Source organism: Gordonia sesuvii (genome assembly GCF_036350415.1).
Taxonomy (GTDB): domain Bacteria; phylum Actinomycetota; class Actinomycetes; order Mycobacteriales; family Mycobacteriaceae; genus Gordonia; species Gordonia sesuvii.
In genome coordinates this window covers 329469-351225 of record NZ_JAZDUF010000005.1, presented here as the reverse complement: position 1 = coordinate 351225, position 21757 = coordinate 329469, and the positions used below count along the sequence as shown (strand labels likewise).

Below are 21757 nucleotides of genomic sequence, written 5' to 3'. Positions count from 1 at the left end.
TCGGCGAGCGCGGACCTTAACGTTTAGCCATGACGTTGGACATCACGCGGACCCCGGGCCTCGACGACGACGCGGTCACCCCCGAGCGGACACCGTCGGCCGCATCGCGGCGATCCCGGGACCTCCTCGACCGCATCCGAGCACCACGGGGATTCGGGCGGGCTGCCCCCCGGGTCGCCGGAACCGTTCTCGGTGTGATGGCGACGATCTCCCTGCTGTCGAGTCTGTTCCCGTTCTTCCGCCACCTGATCCACGTCCCGCGCGACTACATCGACACGTTCATCGTCACCCTCCCCGACACCAGCTTCGCGTGGGCGTTCGTGCTGGCGCTGATCGCGTTCGCGATGTCGATGCGCAAACGGATCGCCTGGTGGATCTGCGTCATCTACCTGACGCTGTTCGTGCTGAGCAACGCCCTGTACCTGGTGCCCGCGCTCGCCGACGACCTGGCGGTGACCAGCAACGACCGGATCAACCTGTGGATCGGCATCACGATCCAACTCCTGGCGCTGGCCTATCTGATCCTCACCTACCGCCAGTTCCACACCCGGGTGCGCAAAGGGGCGCTGCTGCGAGCGTTCGGCGTCCTGATCGCCGGACTCGTCGTCGGCTCCCTGCTGGGCTGGGCGCTGGTGTGGCTGTTCCCGCACACCCTCACCCGCAGTGACCGACTGCCGTACGCGATCAACCGGGTCGCGGCGTTCGGCTCGGTCGACTCCGAGGCGGCGTTCGACGGCCGCCATGCACTCGCGCCGGTGAACGGGCTGCTGGGCCTCTTCGGGGCACTGGCGCTGATCGCCGCGGCGATGGTCCTGTTCCGGTCCGTCCGGCTGAAGTCGTTGATCACCGCCGACGACGAGCGGCTCATCCGCGCGCTCATCACCCGGTTCAACGACGACGACTCGCTGGCCTACTTCTCCACCCGCCGCGACAAGGCCGTGGTGTTCTCCCCGGACGGCCGCGCCGCGGTCACCTACCGGGTCGAGGTCGGCGTCGGCATGGCGGGCGGTGACCCGATCGGTGACCCGGAATCCTGGGATGACGCGATCGCCGAATTCCTCACGCTGTGCGACCGCTACGGGTGGCATCCGGCCGCGATGGGCCCCAGCAGTCGCGGTGCCGCCGCCTATGACGCCGCCGGGTTCGGTTCACTCAACATCGGCGACGAGGCGATCATCCCGACCCGCAACTTCAGCCTCTCCGGTCCGGCGATGCGCGGCGTCCGACAGGCCGTCACCCGCACCCGGCGTGCGGGAGTCGATGTGCGGATCCGGCGGCACTCGGAGCTGTCGGAAAGTGAGATGGCCGAGATGATCGCGCGCGCCGACTCGTGGCGCGACACCGACGAAGAGCGTGGTTTCGCCATGGCGCTGGGCCGACTCGGTGATCCGCTGGACGGCAACTGCCTGCTCGTGGAGGCCGTGGAGAACCTGGGCACGGAGAACGAGAAGGTCGTCGGCATGCTGTCGTTCGTCCCGTGGGGGCGGACGGGCGTGTCCCTGGACGTGATGCGCCGTGACCGGGGTGCGGTGAACGGGGTCGTGGAGACGATGGTGACCGAACTGGCCCGGAACTCCGAACAATTCGGTGTCACTGAGATCTCACTCAACTTCGCGGCGTTCCGGGCGTTCTTCGAGCACGGCGCCGACATCGGTGCCGGACCGGTCATGCGGGCGACCTACTCGGTCCTGATGTTCGGGTCGCGGTTCTTCCAGATGGAGTCGCTGTACAAGTCGAACGCCAAATACCGGCCGGACTGGCAACCCCGCTACCTGTGTTTCGAGGACAACCGCATGATCGCGCGGGTGGGTCTGGCGGCCATCGTCACCGAGGGATTCGTGCGACTGCCGCGTGTCGGCCGCGCACAGCAGTACACGCAGGGCCGGCCCACGATCCCCGCGGGTGTCGACGTCGATGCGTTGATCGCCGAGTTCGACGAGGAGGCGCAGGGCACCGAGGTCGTCGTGCACCGTCCCGAGCAGGTACGGGTGCGGGTGGCCAAGATGGAACATCTCGTCGCCGAAGGTTTCGACCCCTATCCGCCCGCCGACCCGCCGACGCACACGATCGCGCAGGCGGTGGCGTCGCCGGAGGGGACGACGGTGACGATCGCCGGCCGTGTGACCCGGCTGCGCGACTTCGGCAAGGTGGTGTTCGCCGACGTCCACGACTGGTCCGGCGAGGTCCAGATGTTGGTCGAGGAATCCCGGGTGATCCCCGGCACCCCCGACTTCGGCGCCGACGTCGACCTCGGGGATCTGATCGAGGCGCGCGGAGTGGTCGGACGAAGCCGGTCCGGTGAGCTGTCGATCCTCATCGACGCCTGGCGTTTCAACGGAAAGTGCCTGCGGCCGTTGCCGGACAAGTGGAGTGGCCTCACCGACCCGGAGGCGCGCGTCCGGCAACGGTACGTCGACCTGGCCGTCAACGTCCGCACGCGTGATCTGCTGGCCACCCGCAGTCTGGTGGTGAAGTCGTTGCGGGACTTCCTGTCCGACCGCGGCTACCTCGAGGTGGAGACCCCGATCCTGCAGCAGATCCACGGCGGCGCCAACGCCACCCCGTTCCAGACCCACATCAACGCATACGATCTCGATCTGTACCTGCGGATCGCGCCCGAGCTCTATCTGAAGCGGCTCTGCGTCGGCGGTGTGGAGAAGGTGTTCGAGATCGGCCGCAACTTCCGCAACGAAGGTGTCGACTTCAGTCACAACCCCGAGTTCACCAGTCTGGAAGCCTACGAGGCGCACAGCGATTACCTGAAGATGCTCGACCTCACCCGCGAGATGATCCAGCACGCCGCCACCGCCGCCTACGGTGCTCCCGTCATCGTCCGCACCGACGACGACGGAAACGAAGAGCGCGTGGACATCTCGGGGGAGTGGCCGGTCAAGACGGTGCACGAGGTGGTGTCGGAGGGGGCCGGCGAAGAGGTCACGCCCGAGACCCCGGTCGAGACGTTGCGGGCGATCTGTGATCGGCTCGAGATCGCGCACCGGCCGGACTGGGATGCCGGCCAGGTGGTGCTCGAACTGTACGAGCACCTCGGTGAGGACCGGACGACGTTCCCCACCTTCTACACGAACTTCCCCACCTCGACGTCGCCGCTGACCCGGGCGCACCGGTCGATCCCCGGCGTCGCCGAACGGTGGGATCTGGTCGCGTGGGGTGTGGAACTGGGAACCGCCTACACCGAACTGACCGACCCCGTCGAACAGCGCCGACGACTGACCGCGCAGTCGGTTCTCGCGGCGGGTGGGGACCCGGAGGCGATGGAGCTCGACGAGGACTTCCTGCAGGCCCTCGAGTACGCGATGCCGCCGACCGGCGGACTCGGCGTGGGTGTCGATCGCGTCGTCATGCTGATCACCGGGCAGTCGATCCGGGAGTCGTTGGCGTTCCCGCTGGCCAAGCCGCAGGGCTTCTGAGCCCGGTGACGCCCGGCCGGGATGTCGACGGGCAGCCGGGTGTCGGCATGTCGATCGGTGGACACCGGCTGCACGTCGTCGACGCCGGCGCGGGCCCGCCGCTGCTGCTGATGGCGGCGCTGGGCAGCAACTGGTTCGACCTCGACCCGCTCGCCGCGCGGTTGGTGGCCCGGGGATGGCGGGTGATCCGGTACGACCGCCCGGGTTACGGCCTGTCCGACCCGTTCGGTCGCGACGAGAACCCGACGCTTGACGGCGAGGTCGACCGGATGGTCGGGGTGCTCGATGCCGTCGATGCCGTCGGTGCCGACGCCCCGGCCGTCATCGTCGGACACTCGCTGGCGTCGCTGTATGTGGAAGCCTTCGGCCGGGTCCATCCGGACCGTACGGCCGGGGTTGTCGTGATCGACGGCTCGTTCTCGATGACCCCCGGGCACCTGAGCTCGCCCGGCTGGTCGGCGTGGGTGGCGAGGTGGTTGTCGCGGGTCGTGCAGGCGATCTCCGGCGCGATCCGCGTCGACCGGTGGCCGCGGAGGAGGGTCTGGCGGCTCGTCGTCCCGCCTCCGCCGGAAGGCTTCACCGGCGAGCACCACGCCTGGGTCGACCGGATCTTCGGAGGGCCGCGGTTTCTGGCGGCGCTGGTGGCCGAGAACGCCATGTTCGGCGCGATGGACCGGGAGCTGCGCGTGCTGCGCCGCACGAAACCCCTTCCGGCGGTGCCGGTCCGGGTGATCGTGGCGGTGCCGCGGACGCCGGGATGGCGGCAGTTCTGGGAGTGGAAGCAGCGGAGGTACGCCGCCCTCCTCGGCGGTGACGTCGACATCATCCATCCGGCACGGCATTTCGTGGTGTCGCATCGGCCCGACGACGTTGCGGTTGCCATCGACGCGTTGTCGGCAGGGTAGTGGGTCCGGTACCGGCTAGTGCGGCGACGGATGATCGTCGCACCCGGACAGCGACGACGTAGCGTCGAGGTCATGGGTCGGGATCACCCGCGCCAGGTGTCGTGCCAGGTGGAGTCGGTGCATCGTCGCGAACGCCGTGTCGCGGTCCTCGTCGACGAATTCGCCCGGGATCGCCGGCTTCTGGCGCAGGCGATCGACCTGCTCGTGGTGCCATGCCGCGTCGCCGGCGAGTAGAACCCACCCGGTGCCGGCACGAAGGAGCACTCCCACACTGCCGGGCGTGTGGCCGGCGAGTTCCACGACGAGCACCGATCCGTCGTCGAACAGGTCATGGCTCGCCGTGAACGTCGCCACGGGCGGGCCGTCGAGGTCGTAGGTGACGATCCGGCGCCCGTCGGTGAGGGCGGTGCGCACGCCACCTGCGGGTGCCCGACGGCCGGCCATGATCCAGTCGCGTTCCACGGTGCGCAGCCTCACCTCGAGGCCGGGGAGGTCGAGGAGTCCGCAGACGTGGTCCCAGTGGGCATGAGTCGGCAGCGCGAAATCGGGGGCGCGGGTCGGCGGGCACCTCGTCAGGCCGTCGACGGTGGACAGCGTGCCTTTCGGGGGCGTGACCAACAGTCTTGTGGCCCAGGGCAGTTCGTCGAGGACACGGGTGCGCGCATCGATGCAGAAGCCGGGATCGACGAGGAAGGTCGCGGAGGGGTGCTCGACGACGAAGGTGGTCATCGCCGACGGCAGACGCCGAAACAGGGATGCACCTTCGACCAGGCCCGCGGCGGGCACGTACCGGGCGATCTGCGGCAGGGCGCGGACGGTCACCGTCGGGCCGGCCGTGGGGAGCTCGGCGATGGCGATCGAGTCGATGAGGCGGCGATCCGGTTGCCGGGGTCGTAGTGTGCCCGACGCCCACAGCCCGGCGGCGCGCACGAGCTCGACAGCCGACGGGGCGGGCTCGCGATCGATCGGTCGATTCAACGCTCTCGCTCCTCGGGCCGGTGCTGCCGACTGTCGCCGACGACGACGCTACCGTCCCGGCGTCGTGCACGGCGCCTGCTCGACCCTGCCGACCGCCAGATAAGTGTGGCTCCTCGTCACACCTAATCGGGTGACTGCCTAGACTGGGCGCATGAGCGATCCGACCTTCACGCCGACCGCCGACCTCGTCGACGAGATCGGCGACCTCGTCCGCAGCTGCGACACCCAGTTCACCCAGTACGGCGGGAACCGCGAGTTCGTGGGCCGCGTGACCACGGTCAAATGCTTCCAGGACAACGCCCTGCTCAAGTCGATCCTGGGCGAATCCAACCCGGGTGGCGTGCTGGTGGTCGACGGCGCGGAGTCGGTGCACACGGCCCTGGTCGGCGACCTGATCGCCGAACTCGGCCGGTCCAACGGCTGGGTCGGGATCATCGTCAACGGTGCCATCCGCGACGCGAAGGCGATCGGGGAGATGGAGATCGGCGTCAAGGCGCTCGGCACCAACCCGCGCAAGTCCACCAAGACCGGCGTCGGCGAACGCGACATCGCGCTGACCATCGGCGGCGAGACGTTCCACCCCGGCGACCTCGTCTACTCCGACGACGACGGCATCGTGATCGTCACGGATTCGATCACCACGGAATCAGAAGCAGAGTCCGACACCGCCGCATCCGACACCGCAGATTCCGACACTGCCGCTGCCCAGAGCTGAGGAACACCATGCCGAAACCCACCCCCGAGTACTTCGCCCGGCTCGCCGCCCTCATCGCGATCGACGACGTCGAGACGCGCCCCACCCGCCCCGTCCTCGAGGCGTTCAGCGGCGTCGAGATGGCGACCATCCCTGTCGGCACCGCCGAAGACCTCGAGACCGCGGTCGCCCGGGCCCGGACCGCGCAGGAGGGCTGGGCCAAGCAGACCCCGCAGCAGCGCGCCGAGGTGCTCAATCGGTTCTCCGATCTCGTGTACCGCAACGCTGCCGAACTGATGGACGTCGCGCAGGCGGAGACCGGTAAGGCGCGGATCTACGCGCAAGAAGAGGTCATGGACGTCGCGCTGACCGCCCGGCACTATGCGACGACCGGCCCGAAGACGTTGGCGGAGCGCAGGGTCAAGGGCATGCTGCCGGGGGCCACGAGCGTCCGGGTGCGGTATCAGCCCAAGGGTGTCGTCGGCGTGATCAGCCCGTGGAACTACCCGCTCACCCTGGCCGTGTCCGATGCGGTCGCGGCGCTGCTCGCCGGCAACGGCGTCGTCGTCAAGCCCGACAGCCAGACGCCCTACTGCGCGTTGGCCGTTGCCGAGTTGCTCTATGAGGCCGGGCTCCCGCTCGATCTGTTCGCCGTCGTCCCGGGGCCGGGAAGTGTTGTCGGCCAGGCGATCGTCGCCACCACCGATTACGTGATGTTCACCGGGTCGTCGGCGACCGGGGCGACGTTGGCTGAGCAGGCCGGACGACGGCTCATCGGGTTCTCCGCGGAACTCGGCGGCAAGAACCCGATGATCGTGACCGCCAAGGCCGACATCGACCGGGCCGTCGAAGGTGCTGCCCGAGCCTGCTATTCGAACTCCGGTCAGCTGTGCATCTCCATCGAACGTCTCTACGTCGACAAGGAGATCGCCGACGAGTTCACCACGAAGTTCGCCGCCTTCGTCTCGGCGATGAAGCTCGACGCCACCTACGACTTCTCCGCCGACATGGGCTCGCTCGCATCGGCGGCGCAGGTCGACACCGCCGATGCCCATGTGCGCGACGCGGTCGACAAGGGTGCGAAGGTGGTCGCCGGTGGGCGACGACGCGCCGACCTCGGCCCGTTCTTCTTCGAGCCCACCGTCCTGACCGACGTCACCGACGAGATGACCTGCTACGCCGACGAGACCTTCGGGCCGGTCGTCTCCATCTACCCGGTCGACTCCACCGACGAGGCCGTCAAGCTGGCCAACCAGACGCAGTACGGACTCAACGCGTGCGTCTTCGCCGGCAGCAGCGCCGAGGCCAACGAGATCGCCGACCAACTGCGGGCCGGCACGGTCAACATCAATGAGGGCTATGCCGCCGCGTGGGGCTCCACCGCCGCCCCGATGGGTGGCATGGGCATCTCCGGTGTCGGACGACGCCACGGCGAGGAGGGCCTGCTCAAGTACACCGAGCCGCAGACCGTTGCCGAGCAGCGCTTCATCGGGATCGACCGTGCACCCGGGATTCCGCAGGGCATCTATCGTGCGGTCACGCCGTACGCCGTGCGTGCGTTGAAGTACCTGCCCGGTCGCTGACCCGAGGCGGTTCCTCCCCCCAGTTTCGTCAAACCCCCCGCATGTTTAGGGGGGACGAACGAAAGTCGGGGGGAGGAACCTTGGGGTGACGGCGCGGTAGGGCTGCGCGGCGTTCACAGGGTTCTCCCAGCCGACTTCCAGGGGCGTGGGAGCGCCGGGGCCCAGTGTGGGATCACCACATCCCACACAGGAGGACCCGAATGACCGCAGTATTGGAGCGACGGGGGTTGGAGCGCCCGGGTGCATCGACACCCGGGGAACCGCCACCACCGACAACCCGCCGTGGACGGCGTCAGGCCGAGAAGCCGCGACCGCGACGCGCCGTCCGGTGGAGCCCGTACGCGCTGACGGCGCTGCTCGTTTCGACCGCCGTCCTCTACCTGTGGAACCTCTCCGCCAGTGGGTACGCCAACACGTTCTATGCGGCGGCGGCACAGGCGGGGTCGCAGAGCTGGACCGCGTGGTTCTTCGGATCGCTCGACTCCGCCAACTTCCTCACCGTCGACAAACCCCCGGCGTCGCTGTGGGTGACCGGGTTGTCGGTGCGGTTGTTCGGGATGAACAGCTGGGCCGTGCTGGTGCCGCAAGCGTTGATGGGAGTGGCCGCGGTCGCGCTGATGTACTGCGCGATGCGACGCACCTTCACCGACCCGCGCCACGGCACGGTTGCCGGGCTGATCGCGGGCGGCGTGCTCGCCTTCTCCCCCGCGGCGGCACTGATGTTCCGGTTCAACAACCCCGACGCACTGCTGGTGCTGCTGATGGTCGCGGCCGGCTATGCACTGACGCGAGCGATCGCCACCAACTCCGGCCGATGGCTGGCTCTCGTCGGGGTCGCGCTCGGCTTCGCGTTCCTCACCAAGATGCTGCAGGGCCTGCTCGTGCTGCCCGCCTTCGGGCTGGCCTACCTCGTGTTCGCGAACAACGGTTGGCTCAGGCGTATCGGCCACCTCGTCGGTGCGACCGTGGCGCTCATCGTCTCGGCGGGATGGTTCGTCGTCGCGACGATCCTGGTGCCGGCGTCGGCCCGCCCGTACATCGGCGGCTCCACCGACAACACCTTCATGGACCTCGTGTGGGGCTACAACGGCGTCGGCCGCATCAGCGGCGGCTCCGGGGGCGGAGGCGGCATGGGTGGCGGCCAGGCGGGCGGATCGTTCGGCGGCTCGACCGGACTCAACCGACTGTTCAGCTCGGAGATGGGCAACGAGATCTCCTGGTTACTCCCGGTCGCGTTGCTGGCCTTGGTGTTCGCGGCCTACCTGATGGTGCGCAGCGTCCCGATCTTCCGATCGACCAGCGGTATCGGCCGCGTCGAAGGCGGAGCTGTGATGGCCTGGGGCGGCTGGCTTCTGATCACCGGCCTCATCTTCAGCTTCATGAGCGGCACCATCCACCCGTACTACACGGTGGCGTTGGCGCCCGCCGTTGCCGCGCTCGTCGGCATGGGCGGCGTGTTCGCCTGGCGCCGTCGCGACCATTGGGACGGACGTCTCGCTCTGGCCGGGATGATCGGTCTGGCAGCCGGATGGTCCATCGTGTTGTTGAACCGCAACGACTTCGGGCCCGTGTGGTGCCGCTGGCTGATCGGTGTGGTCGCCGCCATCGGCGTCGTCGCCCTGTTGGTCGGCGGTGTGATGGCATGGCGAAAAGTGGTTGCCGGTGCGGTGATCGCCGGCGCGCTCGCCGGATTCGGTGGCACCGCGGCCTTCTCGATCGCGACGGCCGCGACACCGCACAGCGGGTCCATCCCGAACGCGGTGGCTACGTCGATGGAATCCGGTGGCATGGGCGGGCCCGGAGGCGGTGGCGGGCCAGGCGGCAGCGGTGGGCCAGGCGGGGCAGCTCCAGACGGGGCAACTCAAGACGGCGCAACTCAAGACGGTGGAACTCCAAACGCCGGCACGCAGGCGGATGGTCAAGTCGCCGGTGCCCGCCCCTCCGGAGGCCCCGGAGGCCTGGGCGACATCTCGTCGAACACCGAACTCGTCGAGGTGCTGAAGGCCACGGACACGACATGGGCGGCCGCGACCAACGGCTCGCAGTCGGCGGCGGGCATCGAGATCGCCACCGGCCAGGCGGTCATGGCGATCGGCGGGTGGAGCGGCGATCCGGCTCCCACCCTCCAGCAGTTCATCGACTACGTCGAGGCCGGCGAGATCGCCTACTACATCGGCGGCAGCCAGGGCGGACCGGGCGGCAACTCCGAGATCGCGGAATGGGTGGCGCAGAACTACACCGCGACCACCGTCGGCGGTACCACGGTCTACGCCCTGAACTGACCGGTGCGGATCGGGCGGTCGGAGATGCCCGGGTTGCTCAGCGCCGCCGACGCAGGATCTCGGCCACGACGAGCAAGAGCAGCCCGAACACTCCGGCCGCCACGATCGGCGCTGTGCGACTGCCGCCCGGCAACTCGGTCGGCGCACCCGACCGTAGCTGCGCGAAAGTTGCTCGCTGCGCGTCGGATTCGGCCACCACGTCGACCACGGCCGGGGACGGGCGCGAGGAAGGTGCGGTCGGTGCCGTCGACGCCGGGCCCGACGGCCCCGTCGATGCCGACCGCTTGGTCGGGGGCTTGGTGGCGCCCGGCTTCGACGACACCGGACCGGAAGCCACGTGCTGGGCGTCGGCGGATGGTGAATTCGTCTCGGCGGCAGGTGATTTCGGTGGCGTCGGAGTCGGCGATCCGACATCGGCCGCGTCCTCGCCGGCGGGCGGCGTGGCAGGAGTCTTCGGAGCCTCGTCCCCGGCGACCTTCTTGGCCGCGGCCTTCTTCGCCGGGGCCTTCTTCGCGGGGGCCTTCTTGGCCGGCGCAGCCTTCTTCGCAGCGGCTTTCTTTGCCGGGGCCTTCTTGGCTGGAGCTTTCTTGGCGGCAGCCTTCTTGACCGGCGCCTTCTTGGCGGGGGCCTTTTTCGCAGGCACCTTCTCAGCCGCCGGCTCGTCGGCTGCGGTCTCCGGGGACGCCGTCTCCGGGGTCGACGGTTCCTCGGCGGGGCCGGCGTCCGAGTTCTCGTCGGCCGGATCCGGGTTGCTCATGGTGTTCACGCTCCCTTGCGCGATGAATCCTGCACACCGAGTCGGGCGAGGATGTCGGCCTCGATACCTTCGAGCTCTTTCTCGATCGATTGATGCGCGGTGCGGCGCTGCGACGACGGCATCGCCTCGGCGGCGTCGACGGCGATGGCGAGGTTGTCGAGTCGGGTCACCATCGCGGAGACGAACGCGGCGGAATCGTCGGACGAATCGTTGTTGCCGACCTTCTCCAGCGCGCTGCGCGTGGTGCTGATGCGCGCGGACAGGGTGGCGCCGTGGCCGGAGAACTGGCGCAGGACGTCCGGTGCGACACCGGCGCGGCTCGCCTGGATCGCCGTCACACGCCCGCGTGCGGCGACCGCCGCGCGGTACGCGATCGGCATCACGATCGGCGAGAGCAGGCGAGCGACGGTCAGATACCGCCGCACACTCGCCGGCGAATAGCGCTGCGCGTCGGCGGCGGCCTTCGCCTTGGCCTCGGTCGCCTTGGCGTCGGCCTTGGCGGCTTTCACCTGGGCCTTACCGCTCGCCTTCTCGTTCTTGCGCTGCAGTTTGAGTTCCTTGCTGCGGAACTTGTGCTCGGCCTTCCGCCGCGACTTCTCCGACTTGCGCGCCTGCTTCGCGTCGAGCTTCGCCTCCAGCTTGGCCTTGGTCTTCAACGCTTTGGCCTCGGCTTTTCGCTGAGCGCGGGTCTTGCTGTCCGACGAGAACAATCCCATCTAGGACCTACCTCCTGTGTGGTGTCTCCTGCGCCCTGCCCGACCCGTGGCCGGGAAACGCCGAGCGGGCGTCGACTGCATCGGTACAAGCATTACATAGGCTCGACATGGGCGAACCCGCGTGAACCGGACAGGTCCCCGCGGATGGCATGACGGCCCGGACGTGGTCGGGAAAGGACAGGCGAGTGACGACGGTGGTGCTGCACCCTCGTGATCTCGCGGGCTGTGAACACCGACTCGCGCTCGACAATGCTCACCCCGACATGGTGAGAACTCGCCCCGACACGCCGGAGGCGCAGCGCCGGAAGGCGGCTGCGGCCGATCACCGCGTGTCGGTTCGGGAACTGATCCGCGGATTGCACAGCGATCAGCCGCCGGGCACCGTCGTGCTGATCGACCCCACCACCGACCACGGGGCGCGCGTGACGGCGACACAGGCGGCCTGTGCCGCCGGAGCCGAGTGGATCTGGGGAGCGGCGTTGCCCACCGACCGGGTCGTGGGTCGTCGCGGCGATGTGGAACTGCTCATCCGCGAGGGCGACGGCTATGTGCCGGTGATCGTGGTGAACCACCGCGTGAGCTACCCCGCGAAGTCGGCCAACGGGCCGCGGAACGGCAACGGTGCCGCGGCCGTCACCAGTCCGATCTGGGGCTGGGCGCCGACGGTCGACCCGACCCGCAACAGCCGCAACCATCGTCGCGACCGACTGCGGCTCGCCCAGATCACTGCCATGCTGCGCGACCTCGGTCTCGCCACGTCCACCGATCCGGCCGAGCTCCGCGCCGGGGCCATCGGGCTCGACGCCGACTGCATCGTCGTGCACGAGATGGCGTCGGCACTCGAGGATTACCGCGACACGTTCGCTCGCCGCCAGGCCATCGCCGACGGGCGGGTTGCCACCACACCGCGCCGGATCGGTGAGTGCCGGAGCTGTCCCTGGTGGTTTCGGTGCGGCCCGGAGCTCGAGGAACGCCGGGATGTCAGCCTGGTGGTCGGGGCGTATCAGAGCGTCGTTCTCGCCGACGCCGGGATCACGACGGTCGACCAGCTGGCCCACTTCGACGGGAACCCACCCGACGACTGGCCGGCCAACGCCCGGTTCGACGACGCCGTCCTCGCCGCGATCGCCTGGCTCACCGGCACCCCGCTGATCCGTCGTCTCGCCGAACCGACGGTCGCGCGCGCCGACGTCGAGGTCGACGTCGACATGGAGAGCTATGGGGAGCACGGCGCCTACCTGTGGGGCACCCTCCTCACCGACAACACCGATCCGGCTCGGGAGGTCCGCTACCGGCCGTTCGGGACATGGCATCCGCTGCCGACGCCGGACGAGGGCCGTTCCTTCGGCGAGTTCTGGACGTGGCTGGGCATCGAACGCGACGCCGCGCGCGCAGCAGGCAAGACGTTCGCCGCCTACTGCTACTCCCAGCAGGCGGAGAACCGTTGGCTGCTCGGGTCGGCGGACCGTTTCGCCGGCACGCCCGGCGTGCCCCCGCGCGCCGAGATCGAGGCCTTCATCGCGTCGGACGAATGGGTCGACATCTACGAAGCGGTGGGACGTAACTTCGTCTGCCCGAACGGCAAAGGCCTCAAGAAGGTTGCCCCGGTTGCGGGCTTCACCTGGCGCGACGCGGAGGCGGGCGGCGAGGCGTCGATGGACTGGTACCGCGATGCCGTCGGGCTCGGGGGTACCGCCCCGGACCCCACGCAACGTCGACGACTGCTCGAATACAACGAGGACGACGTCCGCGCGACCAAGGCTCTGCGCGAATGGATCACCGATCGCGCCGCGGTCGAGATCCCGTATCAGGACCAGATGCTCGCGTTCCGCCGCGGAGGCGACTCACGAGCGGGACGAACGTAGGGCCTCCAGGAACGATCCGCTGCCGAGCAGGGCGACCGCACCGAGCAGCAGCAGTGCGCCGGGTGCCAAGCCCACGATGATGCGCCGGGCCGATGCCAGCGCCGTGTCCGTCGAGACAGGTGGGCCGGTGGCCGTCACAGCCTGCGTCGCGGTGGCCGATTCGGTCGGCGGGCCGCCGGGCCCCGGTGTCGGTGCGGAATCAACGCGACTACCGGCGGCATCCGACCCGGATTCGACGGTCGGCACGGTGGGAACCGGCGCCGGGACTGCGGCGACTGCAGGTGGTGGGAGCGCAGGGGGCGGGGCGGCAGGTGGAGCCGACCGCGGTCCGATGACCGCCGCCTCGCTGTCGGATTCGCCGCTGTCGGAATCGCCGCTGTTGTAATCACTGCTGTCGGAATCGCTGCTGTCCCGATCTCTCGTCCGAGGGTTGCCGGCGGTGGTCTCGTCAGGCGTCGCCGTCCCGGTCGAGGGAGTGGACCTCGTCGAGCGTGTGCGGGTGGGCTCGCTCGTGGTGGATTCCGTCGTGGTGGATTCCGTGGGCGTGGGTTCGGTCGTGGTCGGTTCTGATGTCGTGGGTTCGGAGGTCCCCGGGGGCGTTGTCGTCGGTGGCTTAGATGATGGCTTCGTCGATGGCTCGGCGGGGTCCGTGCCCTGATCCTCGCCGGCGTTCTCGTCGTCGCTGTCCTCGTCGTCGCTGTCGTCGCCGTCGCGATCTCCGCGGTCGTGATCGTGCCAATGGTGGTGATGCCGGTCGCCGTGCCTGCTGTGGCCGCGGTCGTCGTCCGCGCCGGGCGACGAGAACGCGACACCGGCGCCGACGGCGAACATCGCGACGATGACGACGACCATCGCGACTCCGCGACCCGCACGGCGACGACGTGCACCATGAGACGGAACACGATGTGTCATCGGACCCCCCGTTTGGTTACGCGAACACGAACGCTGGACATACTCGACCCCACATGTTCATCCCCCGGCAACGTATGATTCGCCTTGCCGCATGTTGTTCACGATCGAGTGTGAACAATGCCACACTGGGTAATCGTTACATCGTTGGCACAGGTGATACGCATGCGCGATGGTGGTCGGGTACGTTCAGACGGAGTGGAGCGTTGCATCCACGATGCACGCCGGTCTTTAATGTTTGCAAGTTCAAGCAGCTTTGAATTTGCCGGGGAGAAACAATGACTACACGAGGTGCGGAAATGCCTGTTGGCGGACGTCGAACCGAGGGTGGGACGGTCGACTCCGAGCAGCCCGGAGCGTTGGATCCGGGTCTGTTCGCTCGACGCTTGGAAGAACTGTTCCGGACGGTACCGGGTCCGAACGGTCGCGCCTACAGCGCCAAGGCGATCGCCGCACGGTCCACTGAGCGCGGATTCCGGCTCGGTGAGTCGTATCTGAGCCAGCTGCGCTCGGGCAAGGCGAAGTCGCCGTCGTTCCGGACCGTCGAGGGGATCGCGGCCGCATTCGGCGTGGATGTGCACTACTTCCTCGAGGACCGCGCGGCCCAGCGCACCCGCGACGAGATCGACCTGATGCGTCTGCAGGCCGACACCAACGTCCAGCTCGCCGCGTTCCGGCTCGCCGGACTGTCGAGTGACTCGGTGACCATCGTCAACGAGCTGATCAAGGTGCTGCGCGAACAGCAGGGTCTGCCCAAGGACCCGCCTGACGTGATCGCGGCCGGTATCTCCGATGTTCCCGAGGACGCGCATCTGCGGGTCGTCGGCGGGCATCTGAACAACAACTGAGGTAACCGAGAGTCGCACGCCGTCGAATCCATGCGAAGTCATCGCGTGCTGAGAGCGTTGTGCCGCGACACGCTCAAGGGCCTCGATCTCGATCTCCCGCTCGATGTCGCGCAACTGTGCGACCGCTACGGCACACAGCGTGGCCGTCCGATCCGGTTGATCGCCCATCCGCTGCCGGTCGGCATGCCGAACGGCGTCTGGCTGGCCGCCGACGACGCGGACTACTTCTTCTATCAGGCCAACACCTCGCCACTGCATCAGGACCAGATCGTCATCCACGAGTTCGGCCATCTCATCGCGGGGCACCAGATGCTCGGGGCGGTGTCCGCGGTCGCGCTGACCGCACCGTCCGACGAGGACTCCGCCGCAGCATTGCAGCGCACGTGCTACTCCGACGACCGTGAGTGGGAAGCGGAGATGCTGGCCTCGATGATCCTGACGTGGGCATCCGAAGCGGCGCGCACGGTCGGCACGACGCCGGACAACCAAGACCTGCGGGGTATCCAACGCGTCCTCGGCGGCCACAAGGGATGGCTGTAGGTGTCATCGAGGGGGCCGGCGTGATCGTCGTCGGTGTGCTCAACACGGTGGCGGCCGTGATCTTCGCCGCCGCGCTGTGCTGGCGCCTGGAACAGATCCGCCGCGAGGGCGGCGGACTGCAGTCGGTCGCGATGACAGTGGCGATCGCCGCGCTCACCCTGGCGTACGTGGTCTCCGGCGACGACGTGACCGCGGCGATCGACTCGGTGACGTTCGTCGGCGCCGCGCGGGTCCTCTTCTACGCATTGCTCGCCGTCGGTGTCGCCGCCCTGATCGTCGTGTTCTTCTTCCCCGGGCGGTCGACGACCCGGGAACGGCGGGCGGGGATCGAGGCGGTACCGCTGGTGGTCGCCCTGATCGGATTACAGATCACCATGCTGGTCATCCCGACCGACTTGCGGACCGAGGGTTTGTCGGTGTGGACCGCCCGCAACATCGCCTACGCGCTGTTCGTGCTGATCGCCAGCGCTTACCTCACCTACGGGTTCGTGGCGTGCGTCCGCAGTATCCGTCAGTTCCTGCGGCTGGCCGAGGGCTACCTGCGCACATCGCTGGGGCTGCTGCTGGGTGGCCTGGTGATGCTGACGGCCGGGACCGTCCTGCAGATCGTCTTCGTCGTCGGATCGTCGACCCGGAGCTGGCATGTGCGGTGGCTGCTCGATGTCAGCGCGGTCCTGTCGGTAATCGGGGTGGTCCTGTTCTTGATCGGGATCAGCTATCCGATGCTGCGTGCGCGCTGGCACACGATCTCCTCGCGCCGGCGGCATCGCCGCGACGTCGAGGCCCTCGCTCCGCTCTGGCAGTTGGTGACCGACGCCGTGCCCGAGGTGGTGCTCCCGGTGGGCGGCACACCGGCGCCGACGATGACGTTGCATCGGCGCGTCGTCGAGATCCGCGACGCCCTCACCCAGCTCAGCCCGTACCTGACCGACGACTTCGGGGTCGTCGACGAGGCGGCGCGCGCCGAGATGCTGTGGGCGGCGGTGGAGGAGTACCAGGTGTCCGGCCGCCCGCGTGGCGCCGTACGCGAATTGGTGCCCGGCGGGCCGGATCTCGCGGCCGACGCCGACCCGTTGCTCCGACTGTCGGCGGCCGTGGCCAGATTGGAAACGGGCTAGAGCCGGGTCAGGTCCGGACGGATTCGTCGCGCGGCTGCCGCACATCGTCGGCCCGCCGGAGGCGAATGATGTAGGCGGTGCCGATGCCGAGCAGCACGACCGCTGCCGTCAGCGTCGCGATCACGGTGACCGCCCCGGCGCCGGCCAATCCCGTCCACAACAGCCATGCACCGAAGCCGAAGAACAGCGCGGCCGCGGCCCGGGCGATCGTCCGTTCCGGCAGGTGTTTGCCCAGCAACGCACCGACGGCGATGGCGAGGGCGTCGGCGGCGACCATGCCGATCGTCGAGCCGATCCACACGCCGAGCCAGTCGTTGTTGGTCGAGAGCGTGATGGTGGCGAGCATCGTCTTGTCGCCGAGTTCGGCGAGGAAGAACGACGACATCACCGCCAGGAACACCGATGCACCCACCCGCTCGGCCTTGGCGGCCTCGGCGTCGTCGAGGTGATCGCCGCGGATGGTCCACAGTCCGAACACCAGCATCGCCAGACCCGCCAGGATCGACATCGTGTCCGAAGGGATGGACATCCCGAGGAAGTGGCCGAAGAACACCGACACCGCGTGCACGGCCGTGGTGGCGGCGGTGATCGCCAACAAGACCACCCACCACCGGTAGCGGAGGGCGTACGTCATCGCCATCAGCTGTGACTTGTCGCCGAGTTCGGCGACGAAGATCACGCCGAAGCTCAACAACATCGCAGCGATCATGAAGGCCAGGTTAGTGTGCCCAGAGTTGGCGGTGCAACAGATCGCAGAGCCGTATTTCCGCTGGTAGGAGGCTCAAAACTAAAAGTTTGGGAACCCTAACTCGCCTACCCGCAGGTCAGGCCGCGAGAAGCATGGCGAGCACGGCGGTGTCGGGGTCGGCGTTGGGGTCGATACCGACTTGGTTTCGCAAGTTCACCACGGTGCCGTCGGCCTCCGCTTCGGCCCATCCGGCGCGGTGTTCGAGCCCGAGTTCCGGCAGGCCGGGGAGAAGGACACAGCCGGAGGCGACCTCGGAGCACTCGGGCAGCGACGGGCGGGTCTGCGACGGCGGATGCAACATCACCAGCGCCGGCGGATTCGAGAGAAACCGTCCGGCCTCCACGAAGCTGTCGTCGACGACGTTGCCGACCGCGACCATCATGCCGACGGCGTCCTGCTCGGCGTCGTCGGGACGTTCCTCCACCACACCGAAGACCGTTGTGGTTGGTAGGAAACCCGGCCGGCACGCGATCCGCACCGACGCGACGAGCGTCTGTGTCCACTCCAGGGTCGACTCCGGCCACCGCCCGGAGATCAGGATGCCGTTCAGATGTCCTTCGAACTGGAACGGCGTCAGGCCGATCGGAATGGAAGTCGTCATCACTGGTCTCCCATCGCTGGTGCTGCTGCGCCACAGGGCCTTTACTCCGAGACCAGGATCCGGCGATACGGAACCTGTGGAAGAAGAATCCTCCGCCGCGGGGCCGGTGACAACTCGAACACGGCTCTTGTGACGGTTCTTTTACACGACGTAACCCGACACGGAACCCAGCTGCATCGTGTCGCAACGAGAGTAGCGCGCCTGATTATGAACTATCGGCGTGACGCGATTCCTTGCTGTTGATCGGGAACCAGGGTCTCTGCGATTCGTGCCATCTGGGCTGACAGATGGACGAGCATCTGGGCGGCCTCCGCCGGACCAGCGGAGTCCGCACTGCCGCCGTCGACTTCGTCGGTTCTACGCTGGATTCCCTCGATCAGAAGTGACCTGGCCAGCGTCGACAGTGGAACCCCTCCGTCGCCGATGGTTCCAGCGAGCTGCTCGAGCTCGTTGTACTCGTCGTCGTTCAAACGGACCTGCAACACCTTGCTGCGTCTATGCCCGCGTGTCACTTTCACGTCGGTGCGCACCACCCGATCGGGATCACGCTCGATGTCCTGCGCCTCATCGATTGCCTGCTGTAGCTTGCCCTCTCGATCACTCATTCGGGCGAGATGACCACACGGTTCGGATCGGTCAGTGCCTCGTTCGCAATGGTTGGCGTCGTCTGGTGCTTGCACGCGATGTACTCCTCGCGGTGTGACCAGTCGATCTCCAACTCCACAAGCACAATGTACTACATAACGAGCCTAGTGTAATACGAAACTAGTGGGATGCCCCGGCAGTATCGCCGGAGTACAGGCAGTTCGGCGCGCCACAGTTTGCTGTGATCGGTCTGACAGACCGGACGCGAACGGTGGACACAGGCTGCGGGGACGTCGGCGCCACCAGGCACACTGGATGAGGTGAGAAGTTCTGTTCCGCTGCGCCCGATGGAGATGGCGTCGATCGCCATCTTCGGCGGATTGACGGTAGCGACGATCGTGGTCGCCGCCGTGGTCCCATTGGCCACCGCGGTCGGTTTGCTGGCACCGGTGCCGTTGGCGCTCGTCGCGGCGCGCACCCGACCGCGGGCGCTGATCGCCGCGTCGGTGGCCGCCACCGGCGTGAGTTTCGCGATGGCCGGGACCGGCGCCGCGGCGTCCGTGCTCGGGTCGGCCCTGATCGGCGGCATCGTCGGCGACACCAAGCGGCGCGGGCGGGGGATCGGGACGATCACCCTCGCCGGGCTGGCCGCGGCCCCGATCATCGGCGGGATCTCCGTGCTGGTGCTGCTGGTCCTGGTGCCGCTGCGCACACTGATCCTCGAAGCGCTCGGCAACACCGTCGGCGGTCTGGTCGAACTGCTCAACGCGGTTCCGGCCCTCGGCGGGCTCGCCGACACCGTGGAAGCGCTCGGGTCCAGCATGGTCGACTACTGGTGGGTGTGGATGTGGGTGTCCGGCGCGCTGGGCACCGTGGTCTCGCTGGCGGTCGCGTGGTGGCTGCTCGGCGGCGTCATCGCCCGCCTCGCCGACATCCCCAGTGAGGACACCCTCGATGTCGGCCAACTCGACCGCGACGCAGCCGAGCCGGCCCCGCTGCCGCTGCAATTGACCGGTATCGGATTCCGCTACCGGCCGGACGGGCCGATCATCCTCGACGACGTGGATGTGACGGTGGCGCCCGGCGAGTTCGTCGCCGTCGTCGGCGCCAACGGTTCCGGGAAATCGACGCTGGCGAAGATCCTCGCGGGACGGGCACCGACGACGGGCGCCGTCGTCCGGCCCGGCGCCGCGGGACTCGGACGCCACGGCGGGACGGCGATGGTGCTGCAACGCCCCGAGACCCAGATGCTCGGGTCGCGGGTCGCCGACGACGTGGTGTGGGGTCTGCCAGCCGGGGTCGAGGTGGACGTCGAGGGACTGCTCACCGAGGTCGGGTTGTCGGGTCTCGGCGACCGTGAGACATCGGATCTGTCCGGCGGCCAACAGCAACGGCTCGCGATCGCCGCCGCCCTCGCACGTGAACCCGCGCTCCTCATCGCCGACGAGGTCACCTCGATGGTCGATCCGGAGGGGCGCGACGAACTCCTCGCCCTGCTCGCCGATCTGCCGCGACGCCGCGGCATGTCCGTCGTGCTGATCACGCATCGCGGGCACGAGGCGGCCGCCGCCGACCGGATCATCCACCTGCACAACGGCCGGGTGATCCCGCACCCGCCGGACTGGGTGCCACGGCCGGGCGCGGTCGAGGAGCCGTCCCGCCCGACGCCGGTGGCGCAGTCGGGGTACCCACCCCGCCCCGCGGAGCGTCTGTTGGTACTCGAGGGTGTCGGACACACCTACCTCGAGGGATCGCCGTGGGCGGTGCATGCCCTGCACGATGTGTCGGTCACCGTGCACCGCGGCGACGGATTGCTCATCGTCGGCGGAAACGGTTCGGGCAAGACCACTCTCGCGTGGGTGATGGCCGGACTCATCGCGCCGAGCAAGGGCACCGCACTGCTCGACGGTTCGCCGACCGCGGACAAGGTCGGCGACGTCGCGCTGGCATTCCAGCACGCCCGTCTGCAACTGCAGAAGCAGACGGTCGGCGACGAGATCATGGCCGCCGGCGGCATCGAGGTGGGGACCGCCGAAGTGGCCCGCGTGCTCGAGGCGGTCGGTCTGCCCCGGGAGATGGCGGCCCGCCGAACCGATTCGCTCAGCGGCGGTCAGATGCGCCGCGTCGTACTGGCCGGCCTCATCGCCCGGCGCCCCAAGGTCCTCATCCTCGACGAACCGCTCGCCGGGGTGGACCCCTATGCGCGCGCCGAGATCGTGGATCTACTCGGCCGGCTGCGCGCCGACGGGATGACCATCGTGATCATCTCGCACGATCTGTCCGACCTCGACGCGGTGGTCAGTCGCCGCGTGAAGCTCACCGCCGGCACGCTGACCCCGGTCGACCCGCCGCCCACCCAGTATCCGCCCACCGCGTATCCGAAAGATGGTGGGCACCAGCAGTTTCAGCACACATCCGGGGAGGTCGGCGAATGAGCGTTCGGACGATTCCGCTGCGGCAGGTACCGGGTGACTCTTTGGTGCACCGCCTGTGGGCGGGCACCAAGCTCCTCGTGGTGCTCATGCTCGGCGTGATGACCTGGGTGCTGCCGTCGTGGCCCGCGCTGGGCATGGTCGCCGCGGTCGTGGTGATCACCGCGATCATCGCCGGCATCCCGCTCGGCGCGATTCCCCGCCCGCCCTGGTGGTTCTGGGGACTCATCATCGCCGGCGGCCTGGTGAACCTGGTGTTCGGACCCGCCGCGCTGATCGTGTACCTGCGGGCGGTCACTCTCGGTCTGGTGCTCGTGGCGAGTTCGATCCTGGTGATCTGGACGACACCGATGGCCGACATCGCGCCGGCCATCGCGACCCTGATGCGGCCGCTGCGGATCCTCCGGCTGCCGGTCGACGAATGGGCAGTCGCGATCGCCCTGTGCCTGCGGGGGTTGCCGATGCTCATCGACGAGCTACGTATGTTGCGGGCGGCGCATCGGCTGCGGCCGTCCGCGCCGCCACGTAGTGGTCACCCGGCGGCGGAGATGGGTGTGCTCGACATGCTCACCGCCGCGATGTCGAGTGCGCTACGGCGAAGTTCGGAGATGGCGGAGGCGATCACGGCGCGCGGCGGAACCGGGCGGCTGACTGCCTACCCGTCGCGGCCTGGGCGGGCCGACTATGTGACGCTGGCCGTCGTCGGTATTGCGTGTGTGAGTGCGATCGTCGCGACGATCCTGCTCTGAAAAACCACGATCCCTGAGG

General features: G+C 68.5%; 19 protein-coding genes. 11 read left to right on the top strand and 8 right to left on the bottom strand.

Annotated elements, in window-relative coordinates:
* Positions 1-29: 29 nt before the first annotated feature.
* Together lysX and VZC37_RS18370 are read left to right on the top strand one after the other, a co-directional pair.
* Positions 30-3428: a bifunctional lysylphosphatidylglycerol synthetase/lysine--tRNA ligase LysX gene (lysX, locus tag VZC37_RS18375; protein ID WP_330434372.1), complete on the top strand. Its 3399-nt coding sequence runs from the start codon at positions 30-32 to the stop codon at positions 3426-3428.
* A gap of 47 nt (positions 3429-3475) precedes the next feature.
* The gene (locus VZC37_RS18370) at positions 3476-4333 is read left to right on the top strand and encodes an alpha/beta fold hydrolase (RefSeq protein WP_330434370.1); all 858 of its coding nucleotides are present in this window, start codon (positions 3476-3478) and stop codon (positions 4331-4333) included.
* 15 nt (positions 4334-4348) lie between these two features.
* On the opposite strand, the gene VZC37_RS18365 is transcribed toward VZC37_RS18370, so the two are convergent.
* The gene (locus VZC37_RS18365; RefSeq protein ID WP_330434368.1) at positions 4349-5311 is read right to left on the bottom strand and encodes an MBL fold metallo-hydrolase; all 963 of its coding nucleotides are present in this window, start codon (positions 5309-5311) and stop codon (positions 4349-4351) included.
* A 151-nt stretch (positions 5312-5462) separates the two neighbouring features.
* Between VZC37_RS18365 and rraA the strand changes: the two genes are divergently transcribed.
* From rraA to VZC37_RS18350, 3 genes are all read left to right on the top strand, one after another.
* Entirely contained in the window at positions 5463-6026 is a 564-nt protein-coding gene (gene rraA, locus VZC37_RS18360) for a ribonuclease E activity regulator RraA (protein WP_330434367.1), read from the top strand.
* 8 nt (positions 6027-6034) lie between these two features.
* Positions 6035-7588: a succinic semialdehyde dehydrogenase gene (locus VZC37_RS18355; protein WP_330434365.1), complete on the top strand. Its 1554-nt coding sequence runs from the start codon at positions 6035-6037 to the stop codon at positions 7586-7588.
* A gap of 200 nt (positions 7589-7788) precedes the next feature.
* Positions 7789-9870 carry an ArnT family glycosyltransferase gene (locus VZC37_RS18350; protein WP_330434363.1) on the top strand — a complete coding sequence of 694 codons (2082 nt, stop codon included), beginning with the start codon at positions 7789-7791 and terminating at the stop codon, positions 9868-9870.
* Positions 9871-9907: 37 nt separating this feature from the next.
* Here VZC37_RS18350 and VZC37_RS18345 read toward each other — a convergent pair whose 3' ends face one another.
* Both VZC37_RS18345 and VZC37_RS18340 read right to left on the bottom strand, forming a co-directional pair.
* The gene (locus VZC37_RS18345) at positions 9908-10627 is read right to left on the bottom strand and encodes a hypothetical protein (protein WP_330434362.1); all 720 of its coding nucleotides are present in this window, start codon (positions 10625-10627) and stop codon (positions 9908-9910) included.
* Positions 10628-10632: 5 nt separating this feature from the next.
* Positions 10633-11343, bottom strand: a complete 711-nt coding sequence (locus VZC37_RS18340; RefSeq protein WP_330434360.1) for a DUF6474 family protein — start codon at positions 11341-11343, stop codon at positions 10633-10635.
* Positions 11344-11528: 185 nt separating this feature from the next.
* Between VZC37_RS18340 and VZC37_RS18335 the strand changes: the two genes are divergently transcribed.
* Positions 11529-13208 (top strand): TM0106 family RecB-like putative nuclease, encoded by a 1680-nt coding sequence (locus VZC37_RS18335; RefSeq protein ID WP_330434358.1) that lies wholly within the window; start codon positions 11529-11531, stop codon positions 13206-13208.
* Here VZC37_RS18335 and VZC37_RS18330 read toward each other — a convergent pair.
* Entirely contained in the window at positions 13188-14060 is an 873-nt protein-coding gene (locus VZC37_RS18330) for a hypothetical protein (RefSeq protein WP_330434356.1), read from the bottom strand. The two genes, VZC37_RS18335 and VZC37_RS18330, sit on opposite strands and share 21 nt — an antisense overlap.
* 356 nt (positions 14061-14416) lie before the next feature.
* Here VZC37_RS18330 and VZC37_RS18325 point away from each other — a divergent pair, with 356 nt between their 5' ends.
* The 3 genes from VZC37_RS18325 to VZC37_RS18315 are packed head-to-tail and all read left to right on the top strand — an operon-like array spanning position 14417 to position 16623.
* The gene (locus VZC37_RS18325) at positions 14417-14965 is read left to right on the top strand and encodes a helix-turn-helix domain-containing protein (RefSeq protein ID WP_431309439.1); all 549 of its coding nucleotides are present in this window, start codon (positions 14417-14419) and stop codon (positions 14963-14965) included.
* 30 nt (positions 14966-14995) lie between these two features.
* Positions 14996-15505, top strand: coding sequence for a hypothetical protein (locus VZC37_RS18320; RefSeq protein ID WP_330434352.1), 510 nt, complete (start codon positions 14996-14998; stop codon positions 15503-15505).
* Entirely contained in the window at positions 15496-16623 is a 1128-nt protein-coding gene (locus VZC37_RS18315; protein ID WP_330434349.1) for an MAB_1171c family putative transporter, read from the top strand. The genes VZC37_RS18320 and VZC37_RS18315 overlap by 10 nt, the downstream gene beginning before the upstream one ends.
* 7 nt (positions 16624-16630) lie before the next feature.
* Here VZC37_RS18315 and VZC37_RS18310 read toward each other — a convergent pair whose 3' ends face one another.
* From VZC37_RS18310 to VZC37_RS18295, 4 genes are all read right to left on the bottom strand, one after another.
* Positions 16631-17332 carry a TMEM165/GDT1 family protein gene (locus VZC37_RS18310; protein ID WP_330434347.1) on the bottom strand — a complete coding sequence of 234 codons (702 nt, stop codon included), beginning with the start codon at positions 17330-17332 and terminating at the stop codon, positions 16631-16633.
* 115 nt (positions 17333-17447) lie between these two features.
* Positions 17448-17972, bottom strand: coding sequence for a peptidase (locus tag VZC37_RS18305; RefSeq protein WP_330434345.1), 525 nt, complete (start codon positions 17970-17972; stop codon positions 17448-17450).
* Between the two features lie 212 nt (positions 17973-18184).
* The gene (locus VZC37_RS18300; protein ID WP_330434343.1) at positions 18185-18577 is read right to left on the bottom strand and encodes a hypothetical protein; all 393 of its coding nucleotides are present in this window, start codon (positions 18575-18577) and stop codon (positions 18185-18187) included.
* Complete coding sequence (locus VZC37_RS18295) at positions 18574-18696, bottom strand: hypothetical protein (protein ID WP_330434341.1); 123 nt, start codon at positions 18694-18696, stop codon at positions 18574-18576. Before VZC37_RS18295 ends, VZC37_RS18300 begins: the two co-directional genes overlap by 4 nt.
* Positions 18697-18904: 208 nt before the next feature.
* Here VZC37_RS18295 and VZC37_RS18290 point away from each other — a divergent pair, with 208 nt between their 5' ends.
* Together VZC37_RS18290 and VZC37_RS18285 are read left to right on the top strand one after the other, a co-directional pair.
* Entirely contained in the window at positions 18905-20992 is a 2088-nt protein-coding gene (locus tag VZC37_RS18290; protein ID WP_330434463.1) for an ABC transporter ATP-binding protein, read from the top strand.
* Positions 20989-21738 (top strand): energy-coupling factor transporter transmembrane component T family protein, encoded by a 750-nt coding sequence (locus VZC37_RS18285; RefSeq protein ID WP_330434339.1) that lies wholly within the window; start codon positions 20989-20991, stop codon positions 21736-21738. The genes VZC37_RS18290 and VZC37_RS18285 overlap by 4 nt, the downstream gene beginning before the upstream one ends.
* The last annotated feature ends 19 nt before the right edge of the window (positions 21739-21757 follow it).

Bases quoted from the DNA above. Each gene is read 5' to 3' on its own strand.
- lysX (WP_330434372.1), top strand. From the start codon at position 30: ATGACGTTGGACATCACGCGGACCCCGGGCCTCGACGACGACGCGGTC.
- VZC37_RS18370 (WP_330434370.1), top strand. From the start codon at position 3,476: ATGTCGATCGGTGGACACCGGCTGCACGTCGTCGACGCCGGCGCGGGC.
- rraA (WP_330434367.1), top strand. From the start codon at position 5,463: ATGAGCGATCCGACCTTCACGCCGACCGCCGACCTCGTCGACGAGATC.
- VZC37_RS18355 (WP_330434365.1), top strand. From the start codon at position 6,035: ATGCCGAAACCCACCCCCGAGTACTTCGCCCGGCTCGCCGCCCTCATC.
- VZC37_RS18350 (WP_330434363.1), top strand. From the start codon at position 7,789: ATGACCGCAGTATTGGAGCGACGGGGGTTGGAGCGCCCGGGTGCATCG.
- VZC37_RS18345 (WP_330434362.1), bottom strand. From the start codon at position 10,627: ATGAGCAACCCGGATCCGGCCGACGAGAACTCGGACGCCGGCCCCGCC.
- VZC37_RS18340 (WP_330434360.1), bottom strand. From the start codon at position 11,343: ATGGGATTGTTCTCGTCGGACAGCAAGACCCGCGCTCAGCGAAAAGCC.
- VZC37_RS18330 (WP_330434356.1), bottom strand. From the start codon at position 14,060: ATGGTCGTCGTCATCGTCGCGATGTTCGCCGTCGGCGCCGGTGTCGCG.
- VZC37_RS18325 (WP_431309439.1), top strand. From the start codon at position 14,417: ATGCCTGTTGGCGGACGTCGAACCGAGGGTGGGACGGTCGACTCCGAG.
- VZC37_RS18320 (WP_330434352.1), top strand. From the start codon at position 14,996: ATGCGAAGTCATCGCGTGCTGAGAGCGTTGTGCCGCGACACGCTCAAG.
- VZC37_RS18315 (WP_330434349.1), top strand. From the start codon at position 15,496: ATGGCTGTAGGTGTCATCGAGGGGGCCGGCGTGATCGTCGTCGGTGTG.
- VZC37_RS18310 (WP_330434347.1), bottom strand. From the start codon at position 17,332: ATGATCGCTGCGATGTTGTTGAGCTTCGGCGTGATCTTCGTCGCCGAA.
- VZC37_RS18305 (WP_330434345.1), bottom strand. From the start codon at position 17,972: ATGACGACTTCCATTCCGATCGGCCTGACGCCGTTCCAGTTCGAAGGA.
- VZC37_RS18300 (WP_330434343.1), bottom strand. From the start codon at position 18,577: ATGAGTGATCGAGAGGGCAAGCTACAGCAGGCAATCGATGAGGCGCAG.
- VZC37_RS18290 (WP_330434463.1), top strand. From the start codon at position 18,905: ATGGAGATGGCGTCGATCGCCATCTTCGGCGGATTGACGGTAGCGACG.
- VZC37_RS18285 (WP_330434339.1), top strand. From the start codon at position 20,989: ATGAGCGTTCGGACGATTCCGCTGCGGCAGGTACCGGGTGACTCTTTG.